The organism is Lichenicola cladoniae (assembly GCF_013201075.1).
Classification (GTDB): domain Bacteria; phylum Pseudomonadota; class Alphaproteobacteria; order Acetobacterales; family Acetobacteraceae; genus Lichenicola; species Lichenicola cladoniae.
On sequence record NZ_CP053708.1, the window covers coordinates 324,375 to 347,767 of the forward strand.

16 protein-coding genes and 1 tRNA gene are annotated in these 23,393 nt (G+C 65.3%); 10 read left to right on the plus strand and 7 right to left on the minus strand.

The genetic code is table 11. The features are described from left to right. Positions 1–42: 42 nt before the first annotated feature. Positions 43–606 (minus strand): hypothetical protein, encoded by a 564-nt coding sequence (locus tag HN018_RS01375; RefSeq protein WP_171832845.1) that lies wholly within the window; start codon positions 604–606, stop codon positions 43–45. A 258-nt stretch (positions 607–864) separates the two neighbouring features. Here HN018_RS01375 and HN018_RS01380 point away from each other — a divergent pair, with 258 nt between their 5' ends. The 3 genes from HN018_RS01380 (at position 865) to HN018_RS01390 (ending at position 1,688) form a co-directional block, all read left to right on the plus strand. Beyond that, positions 865–1,098, plus strand: a complete 234-nt coding sequence (locus HN018_RS01380; RefSeq protein WP_171832846.1) for a hypothetical protein — start codon at positions 865–867, stop codon at positions 1,096–1,098. 81 nt (positions 1,099–1,179) lie between these two features. Then, a tRNA-Thr gene (locus HN018_RS01385) sits at positions 1,180–1,254 on the plus strand. Positions 1,255–1,403: 149 nt separating this feature from the next. Beyond that, positions 1,404–1,688, plus strand: a complete 285-nt coding sequence (locus HN018_RS01390) for a hypothetical protein (RefSeq protein WP_171832847.1) — start codon at positions 1,404–1,406, stop codon at positions 1,686–1,688. A gap of 348 nt (positions 1,689–2,036) precedes the next feature. Here HN018_RS01390 and HN018_RS29050 read toward each other — a convergent pair whose 3' ends face one another. From HN018_RS29050 to HN018_RS01405, 3 genes are all read right to left on the minus strand, one after another. Next, complete coding sequence (locus HN018_RS29050) at positions 2,037–8,099, minus strand: Hint domain-containing protein (protein ID WP_172443419.1); 6,063 nt, start codon at positions 8,097–8,099, stop codon at positions 2,037–2,039. A gap of 178 nt (positions 8,100–8,277) precedes the next feature. Next, positions 8,278–8,793, minus strand: coding sequence for a DUF72 domain-containing protein (locus HN018_RS01400; RefSeq protein WP_338034006.1), 516 nt, complete (start codon positions 8,791–8,793; stop codon positions 8,278–8,280). 559 nt (positions 8,794–9,352) lie between these two features. Next, complete coding sequence (locus HN018_RS01405) at positions 9,353–9,919, minus strand: hypothetical protein (RefSeq protein WP_171836185.1); 567 nt, start codon at positions 9,917–9,919, stop codon at positions 9,353–9,355. Positions 9,920–10,343: 424 nt separating this feature from the next. Between HN018_RS01405 and HN018_RS01410 the strand changes: the two genes are divergently transcribed. Next, positions 10,344–11,663: a family 1 glycosylhydrolase gene (locus tag HN018_RS01410; RefSeq protein WP_171836184.1), complete on the plus strand. Its 1,320-nt coding sequence runs from the start codon at positions 10,344–10,346 to the stop codon at positions 11,661–11,663. 78 nt (positions 11,664–11,741) lie between these two features. Here the strand turns inward: HN018_RS01410 and HN018_RS01415 are convergent, their stop codons facing one another. From HN018_RS01415 to ubiA, 3 genes are all read right to left on the minus strand, one after another. Continuing rightward, positions 11,742–12,647: a hypothetical protein gene (locus HN018_RS01415; RefSeq protein ID WP_171836183.1), complete on the minus strand. Its 906-nt coding sequence runs from the start codon at positions 12,645–12,647 to the stop codon at positions 11,742–11,744. A 166-nt stretch (positions 12,648–12,813) separates the two neighbouring features. Next, positions 12,814–13,476, minus strand: a complete 663-nt coding sequence (locus tag HN018_RS01420) for an HAD family hydrolase (RefSeq protein WP_171836182.1) — start codon at positions 13,474–13,476, stop codon at positions 12,814–12,816. 109 nt (positions 13,477–13,585) lie between these two features. Further along, positions 13,586–14,491 carry a 4-hydroxybenzoate octaprenyltransferase gene (gene ubiA / locus HN018_RS01425; RefSeq protein WP_408886738.1) on the minus strand — a complete coding sequence of 302 codons (906 nt, stop codon included), beginning with the start codon at positions 14,489–14,491 and terminating at the stop codon, positions 13,586–13,588. Positions 14,492–14,556: 65 nt separating this feature from the next. Between ubiA and HN018_RS01430 the strand changes: the two genes are divergently transcribed. From HN018_RS01430 to HN018_RS01455, 6 genes are all read left to right on the plus strand, one after another. Continuing rightward, a complete protein-coding gene (locus tag HN018_RS01430) occupies positions 14,557–15,285 on the plus strand; it encodes a 16S rRNA (uracil(1498)-N(3))-methyltransferase (RefSeq protein WP_239478922.1) in 729 nt (242 codons plus the stop codon). 166 nt (positions 15,286–15,451) lie between these two features. Then, complete coding sequence (locus HN018_RS01435; RefSeq protein WP_171836180.1) at positions 15,452–16,846, plus strand: glutamate--cysteine ligase; 1,395 nt, start codon at positions 15,452–15,454, stop codon at positions 16,844–16,846. A 184-nt stretch (positions 16,847–17,030) separates the two neighbouring features. Continuing rightward, positions 17,031–18,908 carry a bifunctional 2',3'-cyclic-nucleotide 2'-phosphodiesterase/3'-nucleotidase gene (locus HN018_RS01440; RefSeq protein WP_204259633.1) on the plus strand — a complete coding sequence of 626 codons (1,878 nt, stop codon included), beginning with the start codon at positions 17,031–17,033 and terminating at the stop codon, positions 18,906–18,908. A 111-nt stretch (positions 18,909–19,019) separates the two neighbouring features. After that, the gene (locus tag HN018_RS01445; protein ID WP_171836178.1) at positions 19,020–21,200 is read left to right on the plus strand and encodes a glycosyl hydrolase family 28-related protein; all 2,181 of its coding nucleotides are present in this window, start codon (positions 19,020–19,022) and stop codon (positions 21,198–21,200) included. Between the two features lie 527 nt (positions 21,201–21,727). Then, positions 21,728–22,717: a UDP-glucose 4-epimerase GalE gene (gene galE, locus HN018_RS01450; RefSeq protein WP_171836177.1), complete on the plus strand. Its 990-nt coding sequence runs from the start codon at positions 21,728–21,730 to the stop codon at positions 22,715–22,717. A gap of 109 nt (positions 22,718–22,826) precedes the next feature. Next, positions 22,827–23,321 (plus strand): hypothetical protein, encoded by a 495-nt coding sequence (locus HN018_RS01455; protein WP_171836176.1) that lies wholly within the window; start codon positions 22,827–22,829, stop codon positions 23,319–23,321. Positions 23,322–23,393: the final 72 nt, after the last annotated feature.

The window sequence follows — 23,393 nt, forward strand, 5'->3', positions numbered from 1 at the left end:
GTTCTCGACTGGATCAGCACCTCCCAACGGCGTCGCAAGGGTTCAGGTTGCGGGTCGTCGATTGGGCTGGAACAGGCCGCCCGGCGCGGTGCCGGTGCAGGCCGCTTGTGTCCACCCGGCGATCAGGCCGCGAATGCGCGCACGCAGTTCATTGCGATCGGCCAGCACCTGTGAGGTCTCGTTGATGCGGTCCCGCGCAGGCAGCAGCGTCAGTGGTGCCAGCCGCTGCGCCGCCACCGATGCCGGAAGTTCGGACAGGGCGACGAACGTCAGCGGCAGCCCGATCTCCTGCGTCTGGCCACGGGTCGCACTTCCGGTCAGCGCCATGCCGACGGCAGCCGAACCGACGGTGAAGCCGCCGCTGGCCGAGAAGCTGCCGGTCAGATCCACCGTGAGGTCGTGCGCCAGGAGCGGGATCTCGGGATCGGCCTGCTGCGCCGCGCATTGCGCGGTCCTGATCGCGGCCGCGAAGCCGGCCGGGTCGGTGCCGACGGCGCTGACCGCTCCTGCCGCCCGAAGCTGTTGCTGCAGTGTCTGCAACGCCTGGCCGATGCTGACCGGCCGGCTCTGTTGCGCGCAACCAGCGAGCAGAAGGGTGGCCGCCATGACTCCACCGACTTTCATCCGCACAATCATGCTACCTAGCCTCGATGTCTCAATAAAAGAAATAACTTCACGCCAGGGAACAAGTCGAGCCCGACTTTTGGTTTATTCAGTCTAGTCAAAACAAGTTTGCGACTGAAGACATCCATCCGGCACGCCCATGCGTTAGCCGCGCATGGAACTGCCGTTTGGAGCGACGGCCCGGCATAACTGGGGATCGATTTGAACAAGCCCACGACCAGAAGTATGGAGCTTTGGCGGATGTGGCGGGAAGCCGACCTCGAGGTCCATCGGCTGACAGCCGCGTCCCTCCGAGATACGGGGCAACCGGTGACCGAAATCCAGACCGCCCGCCGCCGCGAACACGCGCACGCACTTCAGTATCGCATGGCCATCCTGAACCTGCTTCGATCCGACCCCGAACTGGGCGGCATCATCGCGCCAGGTGTGGACAGTCTTCCCCTGCCGCGGCACGAGCTCGAGGCAGCCGAGTAGCGCTTCGCGGCTGCCCGTTCGCAGGCGAGACCAGGATTTGCACAGCCGTCCGAAGCCGCTACAAGGCCTCTGCTGAGGCTTGCCGGGTTAGCACAGTGGTAGTGCAGCGGTTTTGTAAACCGAAGGTCGCGGGTTCAAATCCTGCACCCGGCACCAGGCCTTCTTCAATCGAAGCGCCAGGCCCTACGCCTCCATATGCCGAAGTCGTGAGCGCGCTAACGCCTTGACTCGGCGTATGTATCGATCGTTCCAGCAGGTATCGAACATGCTGGAAGCAACTGCTTAGGATCGATATTTCGATACGGATGGCGCATCGATTTTGTGTATCCGTTGGTCGCAGCGCGGGAGACAGCGTGAAAAAATTCGCACTGGGCCAGGGTGTCCGTCTCAAGTCCGGTGGCCCGCTCATGACCTATGGCGGTACGCTGGGCAATACCGATCTGGCCTATCTTACCGGCATCGTCGGCACCCAGACCTACAGCTCCACGGTCGCCGAGGATCAGCTCGAGGCGGTCGAACATGAAACCGACACTTTGCATTGGTCTGTTGAATTCCGTCGAACAGCCTCTCGTGCATTCATCGGCGCCTGATCGCCGACGTCGGACTTTCAAGGATTAGAAAATTGCCTTCATACCGGGTCGCTCACGTCAACCATGAAGGTCGCGACGTCATCATCGTGCCACTCGACAAGTCCTACGGTCTCCAGGCTCCGAAGGAGCAGGAATTCTTTCGATCCGAATGTCAGAAGCAGGTTCTGGCACGCGGGCTGAATGGAACCATCGTGCCCGTGTGGGACGTCGGTGATGGCAGAATGGCGATCATAGCGCCGACCGAATGGCAGGGTTTTCTCCGCACCCTCACAATGACGGATGTGGTTCGCAACCTTAACCGGGTCCTGGAATGGTAGGACCCGGTTCGCCGGACAGGGCTGTCCGATCCTAATCGGCTCCCATCCGGTACCCTAGCGCGGCGATGGTCGGGCGGTAACCATCGATTGCCGCTTGGAGAGTTTCCCGGACCGTCTCGAGCCCGTGACGTTCCCGCACGAATGCAAGCCCTTCAATAGCCGCGGTTTCGTGCATCGCCTTGTCCTGGTGCAGCCGGCAGATCAACGCCGCGATCGATGCAGCATCCTGTCCGACCAGCCTCTCCAGTCCTGGCGGCAGCGATAAGCCTTCCGCCCCGGCTTCGGTCATCACGCAGGGCACGCCCGCCGCCAGACTGTCCAGCACCTTCGCTTTCACGCCCGCTCCATAACGCAACGGCGCCACGGTCAGACGCACCCGGTCCAGCACGTCCGCAAGCTCGGGCACATGGCCGAGTGCCACCACGCCCGGCCGGGCCAGGGACCGGATCGTCTCGGGCATGTCGGCGCCTGCCAGCACGCAGTCGATCTGCGGGCACGTCGCCCAAACGATCGGCATGACCGCCTCGACCAGCCACATGGCCGCGTCGCGGTTCGGCGCATGGGCATAGTTGCCGATGAACGCGATGCCTTGCCGGGCTGCAAACGGAGCGATCCTGTCGGGCACTGGAATGTGCCAGGGGACACGATAGACCTGCGCATCGGGCACCGCCTGACGCAACAACGCTTCCTCGTCCGCGGAATGCGTGAGAACCGCGTCCGCCAGCCAGGCTGCGGTGCATTCGTCCAGCCGGCACTGGCGGCTGAATGCCAGCAGGTCCGGACGCTGCTCGATTTCGGCCTGCCGTGCCAGCCGGACATGATGCAGGTCCGCCACGCTGTAGAGGATGCGGGCGCGGGGCATGTGCCGGCGGGCGAGCTTCAGATAACGCGCCGCCACCGACATCCGATGGAGATACACGACGTCGAAGCAGTCGGCCTGGCGATGCAGCACTTCCTCGACCGACGCATAGAACGGGCTGCCGCAGACCGTGACGCCCCGGGTTCGCAATGCCTGCGCAGCGGCGCCACCTTCGCCGGGTCCGTCGGCGGCGGCAAAGGTCACGGCGTATCCCAACTGCTGCAATGCCTCGATATGCGACAGGATCGCCATCGATCCGCCATCGCGGCCGGCAGCCGGAACCTGCTCGTCGAGCACCAACGCGCGCAGCCCCGGCGCCGGCGCAGCGGTATCGGACGGGCCGTGCAGCCGCTGCCGGCTGCGATCCCGCAGTCGCCAATTCCGCTCTCCCGAACGATCGGCGGCCTGTTGCCGCAACTGGTCGACCCGCGCCAGCATGAACGACAGCACGCGCGCGTCCTCCTGCTCGTTCGCGACGGATGCCACGGCGCGGGTGATCGTCTGCTCCAGGTCCATGTCGAAGGAGCCGGCGGCTTCGAACACCACCGGAGATCCGATCAGCTCGGTGCCATCCAGTTCGCAGCGTGCCTGGATCACGTGACGCGACAGCGGCGACAATCCGCCCGGGATGGACAGGTCGAAGCCGTGCCGGCCCAGCCCGACGCCGGCCTCGGCGAGGTCGGACCTGATTCCGTTTGCCAGCACCCGCGCGATCGGGACGCCGTTATCAAGGATCTGTACCGCCAGCGGGACGTCCGGTTCGCCGCGATGCCGCGCCCAGCCGACGATGCGATCGCGTGTGGTGATGTCGAGGTGCCCATGACAGCTCGGTGCCGTCTGATGTTCGGGGAGTTCAGCAAGCGGCGCTGCCTCTACCACCCACGGCGATCCATACAGGGCCTGCCCATCTGCAACCCGCTGCACCTGGATCACATGCCGCAGCATCGGCGACAGTCCGCCCGGCACGGTCAGCTCGAACCCATGCCGTCCGTCGCCGATATCGGCCTGCTGCAGGTCTCCACGATACTGGTCCGCCACGACCTGTCCGACCACGATCCCATTATCGAGGATGCGCAACTGCACCCGCACGGTGTCGTCGGTCTCGCAAGCCCAGCCCCTGATACGGTCGTCGCCGACTTCGTCGACACAGCCTCGCAGAATGCCATGCGCGGACTCGCCCTGGCCATCGGACGACGGTGTCGCACGGTCCTGCAGGCGCCTGCGCACCGTCTCGACGCGCTCGCCCTGGTCCACGCGCGGCGCGCAGTATCGCGGGGCCGAGCGCGGCATGTTCGGATAGAGCAGGTTGTACTCGGCAGCGTTCTGGAACATGCCCCGGCTGCCGTCGTCGACGAAGCTTTCCGAAAGAGCTCCCTCGGCGACGATCACGTCGTGCGTTTCCAGTTCCAGGTGGAAATAATCGACCCGGTCGACCGTCCCTGCCTGCAGGATCGAGCTGCCGTTCACCAGTGCCATGGCCGGGATCAGTATCCCGTCGAGATACATGGCGTGCAGCGGCGAGACCATCAGGTCGCGGCGCGGAACATTGTCGGCCAGCGCATCCTTCCGGATCATCACCGGCAATACGTCGTTGTTGTTCGAGGCAAATCGTCCGGAATAGGAACGTGTGCCGACCCAGCGCAGCGGCCGTGCCTCGCCGGCGTGGGTGATCAGGTGATCGCCGATCCGGAGCGCCTCGACGGCGATCTCGCCGCGGTCGGTCAGGATCAGCGTGCCCCGGCAATAGCAGGGCGTTCCGTTCACCGTCACTTGTGTCCCGCCATGGCCGTCACTGGCCAGGTGGAAATATTCCCCCGTGTATCCACCTGGCGTTTTCAGAACCAGCCTGTCGGTGGTCGCGCCGCTCTTGATCGTCAGCGTGTCGCCGGACAGGCTGGCGCCGGCGCCGGTGGCGTATGTCACGTCCCGCAGGTCGAGCGTGTCGGTGCGGCCGAAACCGGCGATCGTATCGGCGAATGCGACGGTGTCGTTCAGCGCCAGGATATGGTTCGTGCCGGCCAGTGTCACCACCTGGCCACCACTCGATGATGCGCCGTCCAGAAGCCAGCGTGCATTCTGGTCGAGCACGATGCTGCCGAACCGGATGAATTCCGCGCCGAACGCAGTGACCGTTCCCATGCCGCCGGCGCTTCCGCGTGCGAGTTCGAGCGTGTTGGAGGCAGAGCCGCCCAGCACCTTACCGATCAGGAGGGCGCCCGGATCCAGGATCACCCGGTAGGCGTAGCTGCCGGTGAAGCGGATCGCGTAGGTCGAGCCGGAAATCTTGCCCGCATTCGTGACGGTAGCCGCACCGCCCGAGACCTCGATGCCATCCCCACCCTGCGACGCAATGACGGCGCCAGGCCCGTTGATGACCGTGCCACCCGTCGTCAATACCACCGCGGCATTGCCGCCGGCGGCAGGCGTCGCGTAAGTCGACGTTCCTGCCTTGCCGTTCGAGATCGTTCCATCATTGGTCAGGCTGCCGCCGGCACCGAGCATGACTCCAACTCCTCCGGCGCCACCTGACCCGAACACGCCGGCGCCGCCATCACCACCGGAGATGGCTCCGTGATTCTCCACTTGTCCGCCGGAGACGAGATCGACGCCGATACCGCCGGCCGCTCCCGGGTCATCGTTACCGGCTCCACCGGTACCTCCGACAATGGAGGCCGTGTTGCCAACCTTGCCACCAGCTATCAGTTCGACGCCGATGCCGCCTTCACCGCCGAAGGTCCCAATGCCACCTGTGCCACCAAGAATTGTTCCAGAGTTTTGGAGTTCGCCACCGGCGGCAAGCAGGATGCCGTCACCGCCAGCAACACCAGGTTCCAACTCGGCGATTCCGCCGGTTCCTCCAACGATCCTGCCGCTGTTAGTTGCCAGGCCACCAGCCTCGAGCCGCGCACCAATTCCCCCGACACTGGTTGCATTTCTCGAGAAGAGGCCGTCGCCTCCCAGGATTGACCCACTATTGGTCAGCGCTCCGCTCAGGAACAGGTCGACCCCGACGCCGCCAGCACCGCTGGCCTCCTGGCCATAGCCGCCCGCTCCGCCAGAGATTGTTCCGCTGTTCCGGATCGTGCCGTGGTCGTTTGCAATCGCTCCGGTCCCGCCGGTGCCGCCTTGGTCACCCGAGCCGCGGGCGCCGGCCCCGCCGCTGATTTGGCCGGCGTTATCAAGGACCCCGTTCGACTCAAGCGCTGCGCCGACACCGCCGGCTCCACCGATCAGAGAGCCGATACCGCCCGCGCCACCGACAACCTGCCCGGTATGGAGGGTGAGGCTACCGGACAACAGCTCGAGTCCGATGCCGCCAGCCCCACCAGTATCAGCCGGACTGTCGATGCTACCGCCGCCGGCACCACCCGAGATCGTTCCGTCATTGATCAGGCTGCTGCCGGTCGTGAACACCACGCCGCTACCGCCGGCACCGCTTGGACTGAATTCACCAATGCCGCCATTCCCGCCATTTCCGCCGGAAACGGTGTCATGGTTAATAAGCTGGCCGCCAGCCAGGAGGTCGATGCCGACGCCGCCACGACCGCCTCCGTCGACACCAAAGTTGCCGCCTGCGCCACCAGCGATCTTGCTGTTGTTGGTGATTTTGCCGCCGGATATCAGTTCGACCGCAATGCCACCTGTTCCGCCCGTATCGCCGCTGCCACCGGCGCCACCCAAGATAGTTCCGGAGTTCTCCAGGTCGCCACCGGCGGCAAGCACGATGCCATCGCCGCCTGAAACTCCGCGTTGGAGCTCTGCTGTACCCGCGGTCCCGCCGATAATGCTGCCGCTATTGCTCACCTGGCCGCCTAACTCGAGCCGCACCCCGACACCGCCAATGCTGGTGTCATGTCTCGAAAACAGGCCATCGCCGCCCAGTATGGATCCGCTGTTGAGCAGGGTTCCGCCGAGCACCAGGTCGACGCCGACGCCGCCTGTTCCACTCGTCTGTTGGCCATATCCGCCCGTTCCGCCGGCGATCGTGCCGCTGTTCCGGATCGTGCCGTGGTCGGTTGAGATCGTTCCGGTCCCGCCGGTACCGCCCTGTCCATTCGAGCCGTCGCCGCCGGCACCGCCGCTGATCTGGGCGGCGTTATCCAGAACACCACTGGACTCAAGGGCTGCGCCGCTGCCGCCGGCTCCACCGAACACAGGGCCGGCTCCGCCCGCGCCACCGACAATCTGCCCGGTATGGAGGGCGAGGCTACCGGACAACAGCTCGAGTCCGATGCCACCAGTCCCGCCAGGAGCAGACAAGGCATCGGTGTTTCCGCCGCCGGTTCCACCTGAAATCGTCCCATCGTTGGTCAGGCTGCTGCCTGTCGTAAACACCACGCCGCTACCGCCGGTACCGCTCGGACTGAAGCTACCAATGCCGCCACTGCCGCCGGAGACGGCGTCATGATTGATCAGCTGACCGCCGGCCAGGAACTCGATGCCGACGCCGCCATGACCGCCCACGTCGTCACTGGCGTTGGCGCCTGCGCCACCAGCAATGTCGCCGTCGTTGGTAACTTTGCCGCCGGCTATCAATTCGACCGCGATGCCGCCGGTCCCGCCTGCGTCGCCGCTGCCACCGACGCCACCCAGGATAATTCCCGAGTTCTCCAGGTCGCCACCGGCGGCAAGCACGATGCCATCGCCCCCTGCAACTCCGGGTTCGAGCTCTGCAGTACCCCCGGTCCCGCCGACAATGCTGCCGCTGTTGCTCACCGAGCCACCCGCCTCGAGCCGTACGCCAACACCGCCAATGCTGGTGTCATGCCTTGAGAACAGGCCGTTGCCGCCCAGGATGGCTCCGCTGTTGACCAGGGTTCCGCCCAGCACCAGATCGACGCCGACGCCGCCTGTTCCACTCGTCTGCTGGCCATATCCGCCCGTCCCGCCGGCGATCGTTCCGCTGTTCGAGATCGTATCGTCGGCGAGCCCCTGGACGCCGATGCCGCCGGCACCACCCTTGTCGCCGCCGTCGCCACCGACACCGCCGGTGATGCTGCCGCTGTTGGTCAGCCTGCTGTTCGATGGCAACTCGATACCGGCACCACCGGCCCCGGCCTGGCCGATCGTGGTCGACGTTCCGGAGGCGCCGACGATCGTTCCGGTATTGTCGATCGTCACCGCCGGCGCCGCTTTCGCGACCATCCTGGCCAGGCTGGTGCCCGATCGCGGGTTCAGCCAGGCCATCGTGGTGGCGTAGCTCGCACTCAGCCTGCTCGTGATCTTGCTCATCATCCGAACTCCGCATTGAAGGGACGGCGACCAGACCAGGAACGATTCCGAGGAGCCTGCCGACGCCGATCCTTCCACGAGACGTGCTTCGAAACAATCGGGATTCTTCTCACAATCAAGACGTTCCGACCGTTCGCCTCAGCAAGGCCAGGCGCTGGTAGGCAGATCGTTATGGCGCTGGTTATTTCGACAGCCGGCCGGAAAGCCAAAGTGCGTCCGGTATGGCCTCGCCGAGTGCGGTGTTGTCGAAAATGATCCAGCAATCGCTGGCAGGGCAAAGCCGGGTCGCCAACCGCTCGAGACGCTCCGCTCCGTAGCCGGAATAATACATGCGCGGGTTGCCGTGCAGGCGGTGGTAACTCAGCCCATCCCAGCCGCCGGTATCCGCGGCAACCGGCACCGGAGCCGGGTCGGCGGCCACCCGGGCAAACCGGGTGCCGCGCAAGACCGCGTCGGCTGCTTCCGAATGCGTGATGGACCGCGGCATCTTCACGGCGAACCGGAACGTGTCCGGCACCGCCTCCGCCCAACGCGCATAGGTTGCGGGACGATGCAGCTGGTAGAAACTGGAGTTGATCTCGACGCAGTTGAAGCGTGTCGCATACCGTGCAAGCTGACTTGCACCTGTGCCGAAACGATCCGCCAGATCGCGACGCAGGCTCCAGCCGGCGACACCGATCCGTGGCAGCCCGATCATCCCTCTCGCTGAAGTCCGATCGTTCATCTGCGACGGCATGCAGTGTGAGCTCAGTCACCCAGCCCGAGGATGGCGGGGAGTTTCTGGATCGGAAGAATTCGACCGGATCACGACGCCAGTGATGGGACCCGAGATGCCCTTCGTAAACCGGTGGCCAGGCGTTGCCTTCATCACGATGATCCACCCGTCGACCAGGACGGCGAAAGCGGTGGACAATCCAACGCTGGCTCGGACCCGGAACGGAGTGCGTCAAGGGGGTGCGGCAACTGCTTGCGGCCCTGCGGATCGTCCAGATGAACCGTTGCGCTACACCCGGCAGCCCGCTCCCGATGAAGGAGATATCGACCCTGAACAGGTCGTCGCCGAAATCGCGCGGGTCGGTGCCGGGACCGCCGGCAGGCGGCCAGTCGAACCGGTTCGGCAGGATCTTGCTGGCCACCGGCAATCCAGCCGGCGCCCCGGTGCCTAAGCGAGACAGGTATTGGCGACCCTATCCCTAACAACGGCCCGTCGATGGGGACCTTGCCGGCTTAGACCAGCAGCGGCCGCCCTCCGCTGCTCATGCCCGCTTGGGCTTCAGCAGACCCAGGCGGCGCATGGCCACCTCTGCTTCAGGCCGCAGCGTCCAGCCGTGTGTCTTGCGGCCCACCGCGTCGATCTTGGGGACGATCTCGCAGATCAGGTCGCTCCATTGCGGCTGCTTGCGCAGTGCCGCGATCTTCGGCGGCGGCAGGTAGTCGGCGCGGTCGCGGCAGAGTGCGCTGATCCACAGGTTGAAGGCAGCTGCATCCTTGTCGCCGGCGAGATCAGCCAGCTTGTCCTCGTCCCGGCCGGGATTCTCATGGATCAGCTGCAGCCGCCGAAGCTGGGCGTCGGTCGGCGGCCGGTCCTTCAGAGCAGCCTCGAACGCCTTGGCGAGCGGCTCGTCGGCATAGCGGTTCTTGATGGCAGCTTTTCCGGCCGCCTTCGAGGTGGCCACATTCAGCTTCAGGGTCTCGAGCGCGCTCGTCGCCGCCTCGATGACCCCCTCGGACTGCGGATTGCCCGGCCTGGCGCGTGCGTTGTCCACCAGCTGCTGGAGGGAGGCAGCATTCATGCCGGGAATCTTGTCGAAAATGGTTGCCATGTCGTTCCTTGCTGCAGCCGCGTCACTTAGCATAGCGGCCCGAGGGTCGGCAGTCTCTCCATCCCGTGAGATTTGGTGCTCCCAAGACTCAACATTCGCCTGGGCAGGCGGACCCTGGAACGGGGCAGGGGCCGGGAATCAGGCACAGGGGACCATCGATCGGCCCCGGCGGCTGCAGGTCCGCCCGGTGCAGGCATGCCATTCTCCGGTATCGGGAGCTTTCCAGCCGGGCCGAAGGTTCCGATCGCCAGACGTGGCCGGCCTGGCCCCTACCGATCTGCCAGGCGCTGGGTCGGCGACGCTGGGCAAGCCGCAGCGGGCTAAGCTGCACTGGCGCGCGCTGCAGCCCCGATCCACACGGGCAGGTGCCAACTAGCCGTTGAGCAGGCCGTTCATCCAGAACCACTCTGATCCGGAACCTCTCATGACCAACGCCTTCATGTTCGCGACAGGGATCGAGAACAGCTACCCGACCATCCAGAACGGCCGGATCCGCGTCGACGAGATGGAAAAATGCGGCCATTACACGCATTGGCGACGCGATTTTGACTGTGTTCAGGAGCTCGGGATCCGGTTCCTGCGCTACGGGCCGCCGATCCACACGACATTCATCGGTCCCGGCCGCTATGACTGGTCGTTCGCCGACGAGACGTTCGCCGACCTGCGCACCCGGGGGATCATGCCGATCGTCGACCTGTGCCATTTCGGCGTGCCGGACTGGATCGGCAACTTCCAGAACCCCGACTTTCCGGACCTGTTCGCGGCTTATGCCAGCGCCTTCGCCCAGCGCTACCCCTGGATCCAGCTCTACACGCCGGTCAACGAGATGTACGTGTGCGCCACCTTCTCGGCGAGCTATGGGTGGTGGAACGAGCAGCTCCGGACCGACGCGGCGTTCGTGACTGCCCTGAAGCACCTCGTCCGCGGCAACGTGCTGGCGATGCATGCGATCCTGCGGATGCGCCCGGATGCCATCTTCATCCAGAGCGAATCATCGGAATATTTCCACGCGAAAAGCACCGGTGCGATAAAGCCGGCCGAGATCATGAACGCCAGGCGTTTCCTGTCGCTGGACCTCAACTATGGCAGGCGTGTCGACAGCGACATGTACGAGTTCCTGATGGATAACGGGATGAGCCGCGAAGAATACCATTTCTTCCTCGAAAACCAGTTGCGCCATCACTGCGTGATGGGCACCGATTATTATGTCACCAACGAGCATCTGGTAAACCAGGATGGGTCGACCGAACCCTCGGGCGAAGTGTTCGGCTACGCCGAAATCACCCGCGAGTATTTCCAACGCTATCGCGTCCCGGTGATGCACACCGAAACCAATCTGGTCCAGGGGGCGAGTGGGGACGAGGCGATGCGCTGGCTCTGGAAGGAATGGGCCAACGTCCTGCGCCTACGCAACGACGGCATCCCGATCATCGGCTTTACCTGGTTCTCGCTGACGGATCAGGTCGACTGGGACTCCGCGCTCAGGGAGGACCGCGGCCAAGCCAATCCTCTCGGCCTCTACGACCTCGATCGCAAGATCCGGCCGGTCGGGGAAAGCTACAGGCAACTCATCGCCGACTGGAGCGAGGTGCTGCCGACCCAGAGCTACGCGCTGACCCTGCCGCTCGACATGCCAAGCCCGCCCGTATCCGCCGCCAGGCATCCGCTTGGACTGTTGCAGAACCATGCCTTCGTATCCCATTTGGAAAGACGCCTGGGCTGGAGCCTGAGGCAGGACAAATAGGCAAGGCTTAAGCCGTCTGGATGCAAAGCGGCCGTGAACGCAGACCGCTGGCGAACCGGGCGGAATCTTAGCCGGACGCTACGGGATCATTTGCTCGGCCCACTGCAGCGTGGACGTTGCGAACCATCGTGGAATGTGCGGGATAAGCGCGCGTGCCAGTGCGCGGCGAAACTCGTCCAGGCTCACGAGCAATCCCATCGAAGGAAACCAGATACCGGCTATTCCTGAGTTCTGGTCCGAAACCAGCACGAAGAACACGAGTCCGTTGCTTGCGTCGCCGAAGCGGACAGCGGAGTGGAGATCGTCGAAAGCGACGATGCCTAGGGCGTTCAGCGGTCTACCGTCGACCGGGCTCGGCCAGCTGATGCTGCCGGCATGGACCAGGCCGCCGTCGCGGTCCCGCAGGTCGCCGCGCAGCCCATCGCCAAGATGGTCCCGATCGATCGAACGCAGGATGTCGTTCTCGTCGCGGTAGATGAGCGAGTACGGCATGAGGTGTTCGACGAGATATGAGTCCGGCATTCGGACCAGCTCGTCCTGGCAGACGGCGGCGATCGCACGTCGCGTCGCCGCGTTGACGCCCATGAAATCCTGAAGCGACTGGTCGATCCTGACGTCGGAAGTGCGGGTGACCGCGTCTGCGAGAGAGCACAGCAATGGAAGTGCGCGGAGCTTGAGCAGACCGATGATCTCAGGCTCAAGCTTGTCGACCTCGCCGTTGAGATACTGAAACCGAAAATCCAGGAACCAGGTTGCCCTGCTGCCGTCCGCGTTTTGCAGTTCCAAGAGAAAAATGGGGGCAAAGCCGGTAAACAAGGCCGATGCATGCCAGCCCGGCAGGAACGCCTCGAGCGGCGTGCCTCCCAGCAGAAGCGGCACATCGTTGCCGCCTATCGAAGCGTGCAGATGATTGCCGCTGAGAAACAAGGGGTTCTTGATGAACGACGGCTCGGGCTGCCGGGTTATCTCGCCTGGAGCAATCATGAAGCCATCGCCGCTGAGTGTGGTCGGCTACTCCTAGCAAGCGCCCGGTTGCGCCTCAAGGTGATCTCGCCCGCGCGGTCGCTCCGGAACAATCCGGTTCTGGAGCGCAACTGCTCGCTTCGACACCGCATGGTCCGGTCGGGAAGCAGGACGATCCGATGATGCTCTATCGACCCAGTGGCGACGCGTCGAAGCATGCGAGGAGTGCGCCGGGCCCCGGATAGACGGCAATGCAGCCACCTTCGCGCAGGTCGGTCTCGGTAAAGCCGCCGCAGAGCACGCCGATGGTCGGGATGCCGGCCTTTCCCGCCGCCTGTGCGTCGTAGGGTGTGTCACCGATCGCGACCGCATCGGCACCGTCGAGGCCCAGCTTCTTCAGCGCGACCTGGAATATGTCCGGTGCGGGCTTCGATTGCTCGGCATCCTCCGACGATGTCGCCACATCCACCAGATCGGTGATGCCTGCGATCTCGAGGTATATCTCGAGTTCGCTTTTCTTGGCCGAGGTCGCGGCCGCAACCTTCAGTCCGGCGTCGCGGATCCGGCGCAACAACTCGGGCACTGTCGAGAACGGCCGCACCAGTTGCATGTACTCGGACTTGAACAGCTGGCCCCGCCATTCCTCCATCTCCTCGCCATGGTCGTCCTGCTCGGTCTGGGACAGGAACACCGGCAGCAACTGGTCGCCGCCCTTGCCGATCTGGCTCCGCGCCTGCTCGAACGTCACCGCGTGCCCGAACTTCGCAAATGTCTCCTGCCAGGAGCGGGCGTGCAGATCGACGGAATCCACCAATGTGCCGTCGATGTCGAAGATGGCGGCCTTGGGCATGGGGATCTCCTCGTTCCAGTCTCGATCCGCCCCCAACGCGGGACCATCACGATCCGCCGCTGCCCGCGTCTCAACACATGTATGCGACCAGCCGGTCGGCGGTGGGTCTTCAGCCGGCGAAATGGCCGGCTAGCAATGCCAGTGCGATCGCTAGCCCCACCTCGCGATTGCTCCGGAACAGGCGCAGGCAGCCCGCCGGGCTGGCGATGTCGAGACGGCGCACCTGCAATCCGAGCAGGATCGCCGGCAGCAGCAGCACCAGCCAGAACAGCGGCTGCAGCCTGGCCAGCCATGCCGCCGCGACCAGTGCGGCCAGGGTCAGTCCATAGCAGCCGGCGATGAAGCGGTGCGGGTGGGCTGCCACCATCCGCGAGGTGGATTTCACCCCCGCCATCACGTCGTCCTCCATGTCCTGGAAGCCGTAGATCGTGTCGAATCCGAGGTCCCACAGGATCGCCGCCGCGTAGAGCGCCAGCATCGTCATGTCGATCCGGCCGGTGGCGGCGACATAGCCGAGTGGTGCCCCGAAGCCGAAGGTGAAGCCCATCACCAGTTGCGGCCACCAGGTCACCCGCTTGGCGAGCGGATACAGCCCGACCAGCACCAGCGAGCCGGCGCCGAGGATCCAGCACAGCCGGTTCAGCGACAGCAGCACCGCCAGCCCGGCCAGCAGCAGCAGCAGGAGGAACAGCGTGGCCTGGCGCATCCGCAACGCACCCGACGCCAGCGGCCGTCCGGCGGTGCGCGCCACCTTGCGGTCGATGTCGCGATCCCACATGTCGTTGACCACGCAGCCGGCCGACCGCATCACCACGCTGCCGACCGCAAACAGCACGATCAGGCGCAGGCGCTCCGCCGGTGCCACGCCGAACGGCAGCAGGATGCCCCAGAGCCCCGGCAGGAACAGCAGCCATGTGCCGACCGGCCGGTCGAGCCGCGCCAGCAGCGCGTAGGGTCGCAGGGGTGCCGGCAGGTGACGGATCCAGCCGGTCGCGACGATGTCGGTATGCGCCATGGCCTCTGCTATGGCGGTGTCGGCTTTCGGTCAACGAGCGACCGGCCAAGCGGAGTGTGACCACGGTGCAGGACGAGCCGAGACTTCATGCCGAACCGCGGCTCTCCGACGACGCGGTCATCGCGATGGCACCGCGACAGGCGCACTACCTCGGCCATGTGCTGCGCCGTCAGCCGGGCGACCGGGTGCGCCTGTTCAATGCAACGGACGGCGAATGGCTGGTGCGGATCGATGCCCTGCGGAAGGACCGCGGCAGCTTCGTCGTCGAGCAGCAGATCCGGGCGCCTGCACCCGAACCCGGGCCGGTGCTGCTGTTTGCGCCGATCAAGCGCGACGGCACCGACCTTGTGGTGCGCATGGCGACCGAGTTGGGCGCAGCTTCCCTGCAGCCGGTCATGACCGAACGCACCAACACCGCACGGGTCAACACCGAGCGCTGGGTGGCCATCGCCACCGAGGCGGCCGAGCAATGCGAGCGGCTGAGCGTACCCGAGATCGCCGAGCCGGTCCGCCTGATGGACCTGCTCGGCACCTGGGATGCCGAGCGACCGTTGCTCGCGGCGATCGAGCGTGCGGAGCAGCGGGGTGCCGCTGCCGACATCGTGCACGCTTGGCGTGCGCGGACCGATCCCGGGGTCCAGCCGGGCCTGCTGGTCGGGCCCGAGGGCGGGTTCTCCCCGGGCGAACTGGACCTCCTGCGCACGCGGTCCTTCGTGGTGCCGGTGTCGCTCGGACGCCTGGTCCTGAGGGCCGAGACCGCCTGCCTGGCCGGCCTGGCAGGGCTGGTTCGTTGATTCCCGGGCCGGCTCTCCGGCATGGTTCGAGCTTCCCCGACAGCGCTGGCTGGCACGGTTTCCTGATCCAGGTTGCCGACCGGCCGGACGCGCCATAGACACACCACGAAACCGGGCGGTCGGTCGCGAAGACCATGCCGCCCCCTGAGGGATTGCTTGCGCGCCGATGTCGAACCCTGGTGACCAAGACGACACGCCCATCGCCTCGGTGGAGCAACTCGCATCGCATCTTGCCGTCGGCTGCAAGCCCCGGGAGGACTGGCGGATCGGCACCGAGCACGAGAAGTTCGGCTTCCGCGAGCCGGGACAGGCCCAGCCATCCTGGTCGCCGCCGCCTTATCAGCCCGACGGGATCGCCGACCTGCTGGGGGCATTCGCGACCGACACCTCGTCCTGGGAGCCGATCCGCGACACCGGCCAACTGATAGGGCTGAAGGGCCTCGGCGCGCATGCCGGCGGTTCGATCTCGCTCGAGCCGGCCGGACAGTTCGAGCTGTCCGGTGCCCCGCTCGCCAGCCTGCACGAGACCGAAGCGGAACTGCGCGACCATGCCGCGGCCCTTCGCCCGCATGCCAGCCGGCTCGGGCTGGGCTTCGCGCCGCTCGGCTTCCATCCGACTGCGACGCGCGAGCAGATGCCGTTCATGCCAAAGAGCCGGTACGCCATCATGCGCCGCTACATGCCGCTGGTGGGCACCCGCGGCCTCGACATGATGCTGCGCACCTGCACCGTGCAGGTGAACCTGGATTATGCGTCGGAAGCCGACATGGCGCGCAAGCTGCGCGTGTCGCTGGCGCTGCAGCCGGTGGCTACCGCCCTGTTCGCGAATTCGCCGTTCAAGGAGGGCCGGCCGAACGGACTGCTCTCCACCCGGGCCGAGGTCTGGACCGACACCGACAATGCGCGCAGCGGGATGCCCAGGCCGTTCTTCGACGAGGGCTTCGGATTCGGCCGCTATGTCGAGTGGGTGCTGGACGTGCCGATGTATTTCGTCAGCCGCGACAACCGGCTGATCGATGTCGCCGGTGGTTCGTTCCGTGCCTGGATGGCGGGCCGGCAGCCGGGGCTCGAGGGGTTCCGGCCGACCCTCGGCGATTTCGACGATCACCTCACCACGGCCTTCACCGATGTCCGCATCAAGCGGTTCCTGGAGATGCGCGGCGCCGATGCCGGCAGCATCCCGATGATGGTGGCGCAGTCCGCCCTCTGGGTCGGGCTGCTGTACGACGATGCTGCCCTGGCCGCCGCCGATGCGTTGGTGCGCGAACAGCCGTGGGAGGCCTATATCGCCATGCGCGCGCAGGTCCCCGCCCAGGGCCTGCATGGGCCGTGGGCCGGCGGCACCGTGCGCGATCTAGCCGCACGCATGGTGGCGATCGCCTCGGACGGGCTGGCGTCGCGCGGCATCATGGATGCAGGGGGGCAGGACGAGCGCCGCCACCTGTCGCCGCTGCTGCCGATCGTGCAGGGCGCCCCGAACCAGGCGGAGCACTGGCTCGAGCGGTATCGCGGCGATTGGGCCGCGGATGTCACGCGGATTTTCGCCGAAGCCGCAATCTGAACGTCAATCGACCGCCCAACAGGCCGTCGCGCTTGCGACCTGCGCCTGAATCAACGATGAGCGAAGGGGGCAGACGATGCCGGGAAAGGTAACGAGGCGCGTATTGATCGGCGGCGCGGGCGGATTGGCGGCGACTTCAGTGGCAGGGAAGGCCAGGGCGGCAGCCGGCGGAGCCATATCCGCGGTGGCTGCCTCGACCGCCCGGGTGAAGCTGAGGCTGCTCGAAACCTCCGACCTGCACATGTTCGTCTACGACTACGACTACTACCAGGACCGCCAGGACAACACGGTCGGGCTGGCTAAGGTCTCGACACTGGTTCGGCAGGCACGCGGGCAGGCCACGAACACGCTGCTGTTCGACAATGGCGACATCATCCAGGGTAACCCGCTCGGCGACTACATGGCGCTTCCCGGCCACCTGACCCGGGCTGGCGGCCATCCGATGTTCCGGGCGATGAACCTGCTCGGCTACGACGCTGCCACCTTCGGCAACCACGAGTTCAACTATGGGCTCGACTTCCTGAAGCTGGCCCTGAAATCCGCGAAGTTTCCGTTCGTCTGCGCCAATCTCGAGACGCCCGACGGCAAGCCGTTCATCGCCCCTTCCATCGTCCTGGTGCGCGACGTGGTCGACGAGGCCGGTGCCACGCACAAGCTTCGCATCGGGGTGTTCGGCCTGGTCACGCCGCAGATCATGGTGTGGGACAAGGCCCGGCTCGAGGGCCATGTCACCGCGCCCGATATCGTCGAGGCGGCGGCACGGATCGTCCCGGAGCTGCGGGCGCGGTGCGACCTGGTCGTGGCACTGTGCCATTCGGGTATTTCTGGTACGCCGCGACGCGAGGGCGAGGAGAATGCGGCGTTGCACCTCGCATCGGTGCCGGGCATCGACGTGATTTTCACCGGCCATGCCCATCGCGTGTTTCCCGGTCCCGATTATGCGCATCTGGACGGCGTCGATACCGTCCGGGGCACGCTCGGCGGTATCCCGGCAGTCATGCCCGGGTTCTGGGGCAGCCATCTTGGGATCATCGACCTGGTGCTCAACCGTCACCAGGACGGATCCAAGCCGGTGCGCTGGACGGTGGACGACTTCCAGGTCGAGGCGCGCCCGATCTATCGCCGCCAGGGCCGACAGGCGCTTGCCCTGGTGCCGGACGATGCGGCGATCCTGGCCGCCGCGGCGCCCGAGCATGCGGCCACCCTGCGCTGGATGGAGCAGCCGGTCGGCAGCACGACCGTGCCGATCAACACCTATTTCTCGATGATCGGCAACGATGCTGCCCTGTCTCTGGTGAGTGCGGCACAGCTCTGGTACGCGCAGCCGCTGCTGGCCGGAACGCCGAACGCCCACCTGCCGCTGCTTTCGGCGGCATCGCCCTTCAAGGCCGGTGGCGCCGGGCCGGACTCCTTCGTCGACATCCCGGCCGGGCCGCTCGACATGAAGGACATCGCCAACCTCTACATGTTCGCCAATACGGTTTGCATCGTGAAGGTCGACGGCAACCAGCTGCACGAGTGGCTGGAGCGATCCTGCGCGATCTTCAACCGGATCGACCCGGCCATCGACACCCCGCAGGAACTCACCTCCGCCCGTGCGCCGAGCTACCTGTTCGATACCATCGCCGGCCTGACCTACGAGATCGACCTGTCGCAGCCCGAGCGCTACGACGGCGAGGGCCAGGTGATCCAGCCGGACGCGCACCGGGTGCATGATGTCCGCTACCAGGGCCGGCCGATCACCGGCGAGGAAAGCTTCCTGGTGGTGACCAACAACTACCGTGCCGATGGCGGCGGCGCGTTCCCCGGCACCGGTGGTTCGCACGTGGTCCTGCAGGCGCCCGACCTGAACCGCGACGTGATCGTCCGCTACGTGATGCAGGCAAAACAGATATCGCCGGTGGCGGCGCCGGTCTGGCGCTTCCGCCCGCTCGCACGCCCGGTCACCCTTGCCTTCAACGGCAGAGCCGAGACGGCGAAATACATCGGCGGCCGGCCCGATATCACGCGGCTCGGGGATGCTGCCGGCGGCTTCATCCGTTACGGGCTGCGCCTGGGCTGACCAGGCGTTCGCGAACCCGCAGGCAGCGGACGCATTCTTTCCGGAAGCGTATTGAACCGTCGTAGCATCCAGCTCGGCCCCGGCTCCCCGGACGCCATAGTCGGAGATCCCATGACGCGCCTCCTCCTCGCGCTCGCCTTCATGACAATCGTTTCCACGGCTGATGCACAGCCAATTTTCAGTCGTGCAGGCGACGCCACGGCCCGTGACCTGAGTGTCCGCAGCATCAATAGCGGGGCTACGGTGGGTAGTGTGACCGGCCCGACGCTGGCGACGCTGGCGGCACAGGCGGCGGCGGCTCTTCCGGCATCGCAGGTCGGTGCCGCGACGCCGCTGCCGGCGCTCGCCATCGCGTCGCGCACCCTGGCCGCCCGTTTTTCCGACAGCCTGAACGTCCGCGACTACGGCGCCAAATGCGACGGCACGACCGACGACACGGCCGCATTCCGGGCGGCGATCTCGGTGGCAACGGGCCAGGTTCCGGCCGGAGGGGTCGCCGCGCAGTTCAACGCCGTCGTCGGCATCGGGCCCAACCGGAACGGTGCTGCCAAGATCGTCATTCCGTCCGGCGCCTGCATCCTCAGCGGCACCCTGACCGCCAATATGCTGGCCAATTCGAGTTTCGCCATCGTCGGCGAGGGAACATCCAATACCGAGCTGGTCTGGACCAGTTCCGGCGACGGGCTCGACATCAATTTCTCGCCTAATCCGGCCAGCACCGCCACCGGCATCGTCGGCGGCAACGACATCGCGCATAGCGGGACGTTTCTGGGACAGGCTGTCTACGTCAAGGGTATCAAGTTCGCGACGGCGTTCGCGGGTGCGACCAATCCCGGCGTCGCCCTGAACATCAAGGCGATCCCGCTGGTCAATGCGAATTTCTCCCCCACGCAGGTGATCGAGGATGTCGTGATCACCAACCGGGGCGGCTGGGTCGCGAACACCCAGGCCTGGGCGGTCGGGTTGCGCTACACCGACCCCGACTTCCTGTTCATGAACCGTGTCGAGGTGGTCGATCCGCGCGAGGCCCGCACGATCGGGTTCCAGATGGTCAGCGATGCTCCCGCCGGCGGCACCGGCCATTCGGAGATCGTCTGCCAGGATTGCGGCTCGATCGGCGGCGCCAGGTTCTTCGACATCAGCGGCTGGGGCATCCAGGGCGTGTTCCTGGAGCGGCCATACTGGATCACCGGCCAGACCGGCATCACCTGGCTGTCGGCCCTTAACGGATCGGCGGGATCGCTCTCGATCCACGCGGCATCCGGCGGCAGTGGCCAGGAACTCGTGCATGTGCAGAATATCGGCACGGTGTTCTCGTCGGGCAGCTTCTACTACACGGTCAATCATCCGGCCGGCCATGACTGGCACGCGATGTGGATGGACGGCGTGGACTGGGTCAACGAGAGCGGTGACACCATCGTCGCACCGGCAGCCGGCGCGCAGGGGGCGGGCTTCAACGCCTATGGCGTGGTCCTGAACCAGGGCTCGAACGGCATCACCAGCTATGATCCACAGCCGAGCCTGGTGAGCAACGTCAGCATCTCGGGCACCGATTTCGGGTTTCTTGCCCAGGGCCCCAACGTCGTGGTGCAGGGCGGCATCTGCTACGCCGCCACGACCTGCTTCCGCGACACGTACAGCGGAACAGACGTCCGCTTCCATCCGCAGTTCCTGCACATCACGACCAGCGACGAGCTGCTCTATGCGGAGGCGGGACAGGACACCATCATCCATGGGTCGCTGGCGCAGTTCTTTGGTGCCGGCTTCGAACTCGGCATGCCTGGCGTGGCGATTCCGGGCGTCGGCACCGGGGCCGTCGGCACGATCGACTGGCACAGCACGCCCTCGTCGAACGCCACGCTGACCGGGCTGAACGATTTCGACTGCCGCACCTATGTCAGCGGCGGTACTGCCGGGACGTCGGGTCTCGGCACCCTCAACGCGCTCTGCAAGGGCGGCATCGTGACGACAGGCGGGATCGTGGACGGATCGCCGCTGCCCGTCGCCGCGGCGAGTGGCGGTACGATCACGGCCGCGGACAATACGAGCGGAACGATCCTGGTCTGTAACGGCACGCTCGCGGCGCTCTCCGAGATCATGCCTGCCAACCCTCGCAACAAGCAGACGTTCCACATCGCGTCCGAATGCGCGATCACCAGCCTGACCGTCGCCGGCGGCACCTCGACCACGGGCGCGGTGCCTACGATCCTGGGCGCGCCATCCGGTATCACTCCGACAACCCCGGTCACATTCGTCTTCGACAACGATCGGTCGATCTGGACCCGCTGGTAGCCATCGTTCCTCCTGCGGCAGGCGGGCGATGTGGCTCGTCCAGCCGCAGGACTGCAGCAACAAGATGCATGTGTGGCGATGCTCATAGACCAGACATAAGAGGTTCACCTGGATGCTGCAGGATATCCGATCCGCGGCATCCCGGTCCGATCGATGCATGGACGCGGTATGTCCGCGTCGAGCTAACTCGATATGGTCCACCGTCCCGATTTTCATGCTGGCAATGATAACAGTGGCAGGGCCGACGATCGCTGACCCGGCCTGACCGTTAAATTGTTCTGGGCAATGCCGGTGTGACTGTATGGCCGTCACTGTTATCGGTCAGCGCCGATGCTGCGGCACTGCATGTGATCGGGCTTGCGCGAGCGAACGCCCTCGATGTCACGATCCACTACGATTGCAACGGCCTGCCGCAAACACCGGCCATTCCGATTTGAAAGGTTGCTCGACCTCCCGGGACGGTTAATCCATAGTTTGTCCAGTTCGAGCAGCGGCTCGCTCTCAGCCCCGAGAGGACAAGACAGGTCGTGAGACTTCTGGTGACTGGTGGTGCCGGCTATGTCGGTAGCCATATCGTTTGGGCGCTGAGCGACCGGGGCGACGAGGTCGTCGTCTATGACAATCTGCGCCAGGGTCATCGCGAGGCGCTGCCGCCGACCGTGCGTCTTGTCGAGGCCGAGCTCGCCGACGAGGCAGCGCTCGACGCCGTCCTGGGCGACGGGCATTGGGACGGGGTGCTTCATTTCGCCGCCCTGTCTCTGGTCGGCGAGAGCATGCAGCGGCCGTTCCACTACATGACGGAGAATGCCGGGCTGGGTATCCGCCTGATCGACGCCTGCGTCCGGCACGGCGTCGGGCGGTTCATCCTCTCCTCGACCGCGGCACTGTTCGGCAATCCCGAGACGATGCCGATCACCGAGACGACCCGGATCGATCCGGGCTCGCCCTACGGCGAGAGCAAGCTGATGATCGAGCGTGCCCTCTACTGGGCCGACCGTATCCATGGATTGCGCTACGCCTGCCTGCGGTACTTCAACGCGGCCGGTGCCGATCCGGCTGGACGGTCGGGCGAGGACCACCGGCCCGAGACCCACCTGATCCCGTTGATCATCGAGGCAGCGCTCGGCCTGCGGCCCGAAATCCTGGTGTTCGGGGACGACTACCCCACGCCGGACGGCACCTGCGTCCGCGATTACGTGCATGTGTCCGACCTGGCCCAGGCGCACCTGGCGGCGCTGGCCAGGATCGAGACCGGGAGTGCCACCTACAATCTCGGCAGCGGCACGGGGCATTCGGTCCTCGACGTCATCCGGAGCGTCGAGCGGGTGAGTGGCCGTCCGGTTCCGTTCCGCATGATGCCGCGGCGTCCGGGCGATCCGGCCGTGCTCGTTGCCGGATCGGACCTGATCCGGTCCGAAACCGGGTGGACGCCACAGTACACGGTCCTGGATGATATCGTTGCCACCGCACTCGCCTGGCGTCAGGCACACCCCAACGGCTACGGCAACGCCGCCTGAAGGATACTTGAGCGCAACCTTTTTTGAGACTTGCTGTCGGTATCCAATTATCTATATATTAACGCTACAAACCCGGCGTAGTATGCTGAGTGGATATTCCCCGGAGGGCATGATGGATGTCGGTGAGAGACTGATTGTAGCCGGCTGTCACGACATCCATGAGTATTCCGATATGATAAATGGCTGGCTTGCCTATAGCTTGGCAGAACTCAGGTCTGATTTAAGCCTATTAGGCAGACTGTCCGACCAGCACCCGTTGATCTTTTATTTTGGGAAAGGCCTACCGCAGGGCTTAAGGTTAATCTCCGGAACCAGTTGGCACGATCTAGGCGATTGCGATTGCGATTGCGATTGCGATGCGGCTTCGCTGCCTGGTTCGCGGCTAACGCTCGGCAAGCTACCTTCGATCAAGTTCGATTATCTGAACGATCAGATCGTGACGCATTCGACATGCAATGTCGCGCACGCGCAGGATGAGTATTTGACCGATGTTGTGAGCAAGCCGCCGCCGAAGTGGACAGATGAGCTACCCGACCATCTCAACGTCGCGCCGAAAAGAACAGCCTCTAGCGGTCACAATATATTCAGTCGGTTAAGCGGCTAGCTTGCCGCGGGTTGGATGACTCGACCAGTCAGATAGAGGGTCTTGGGTAAACTATACCCGGATAAGCACTGC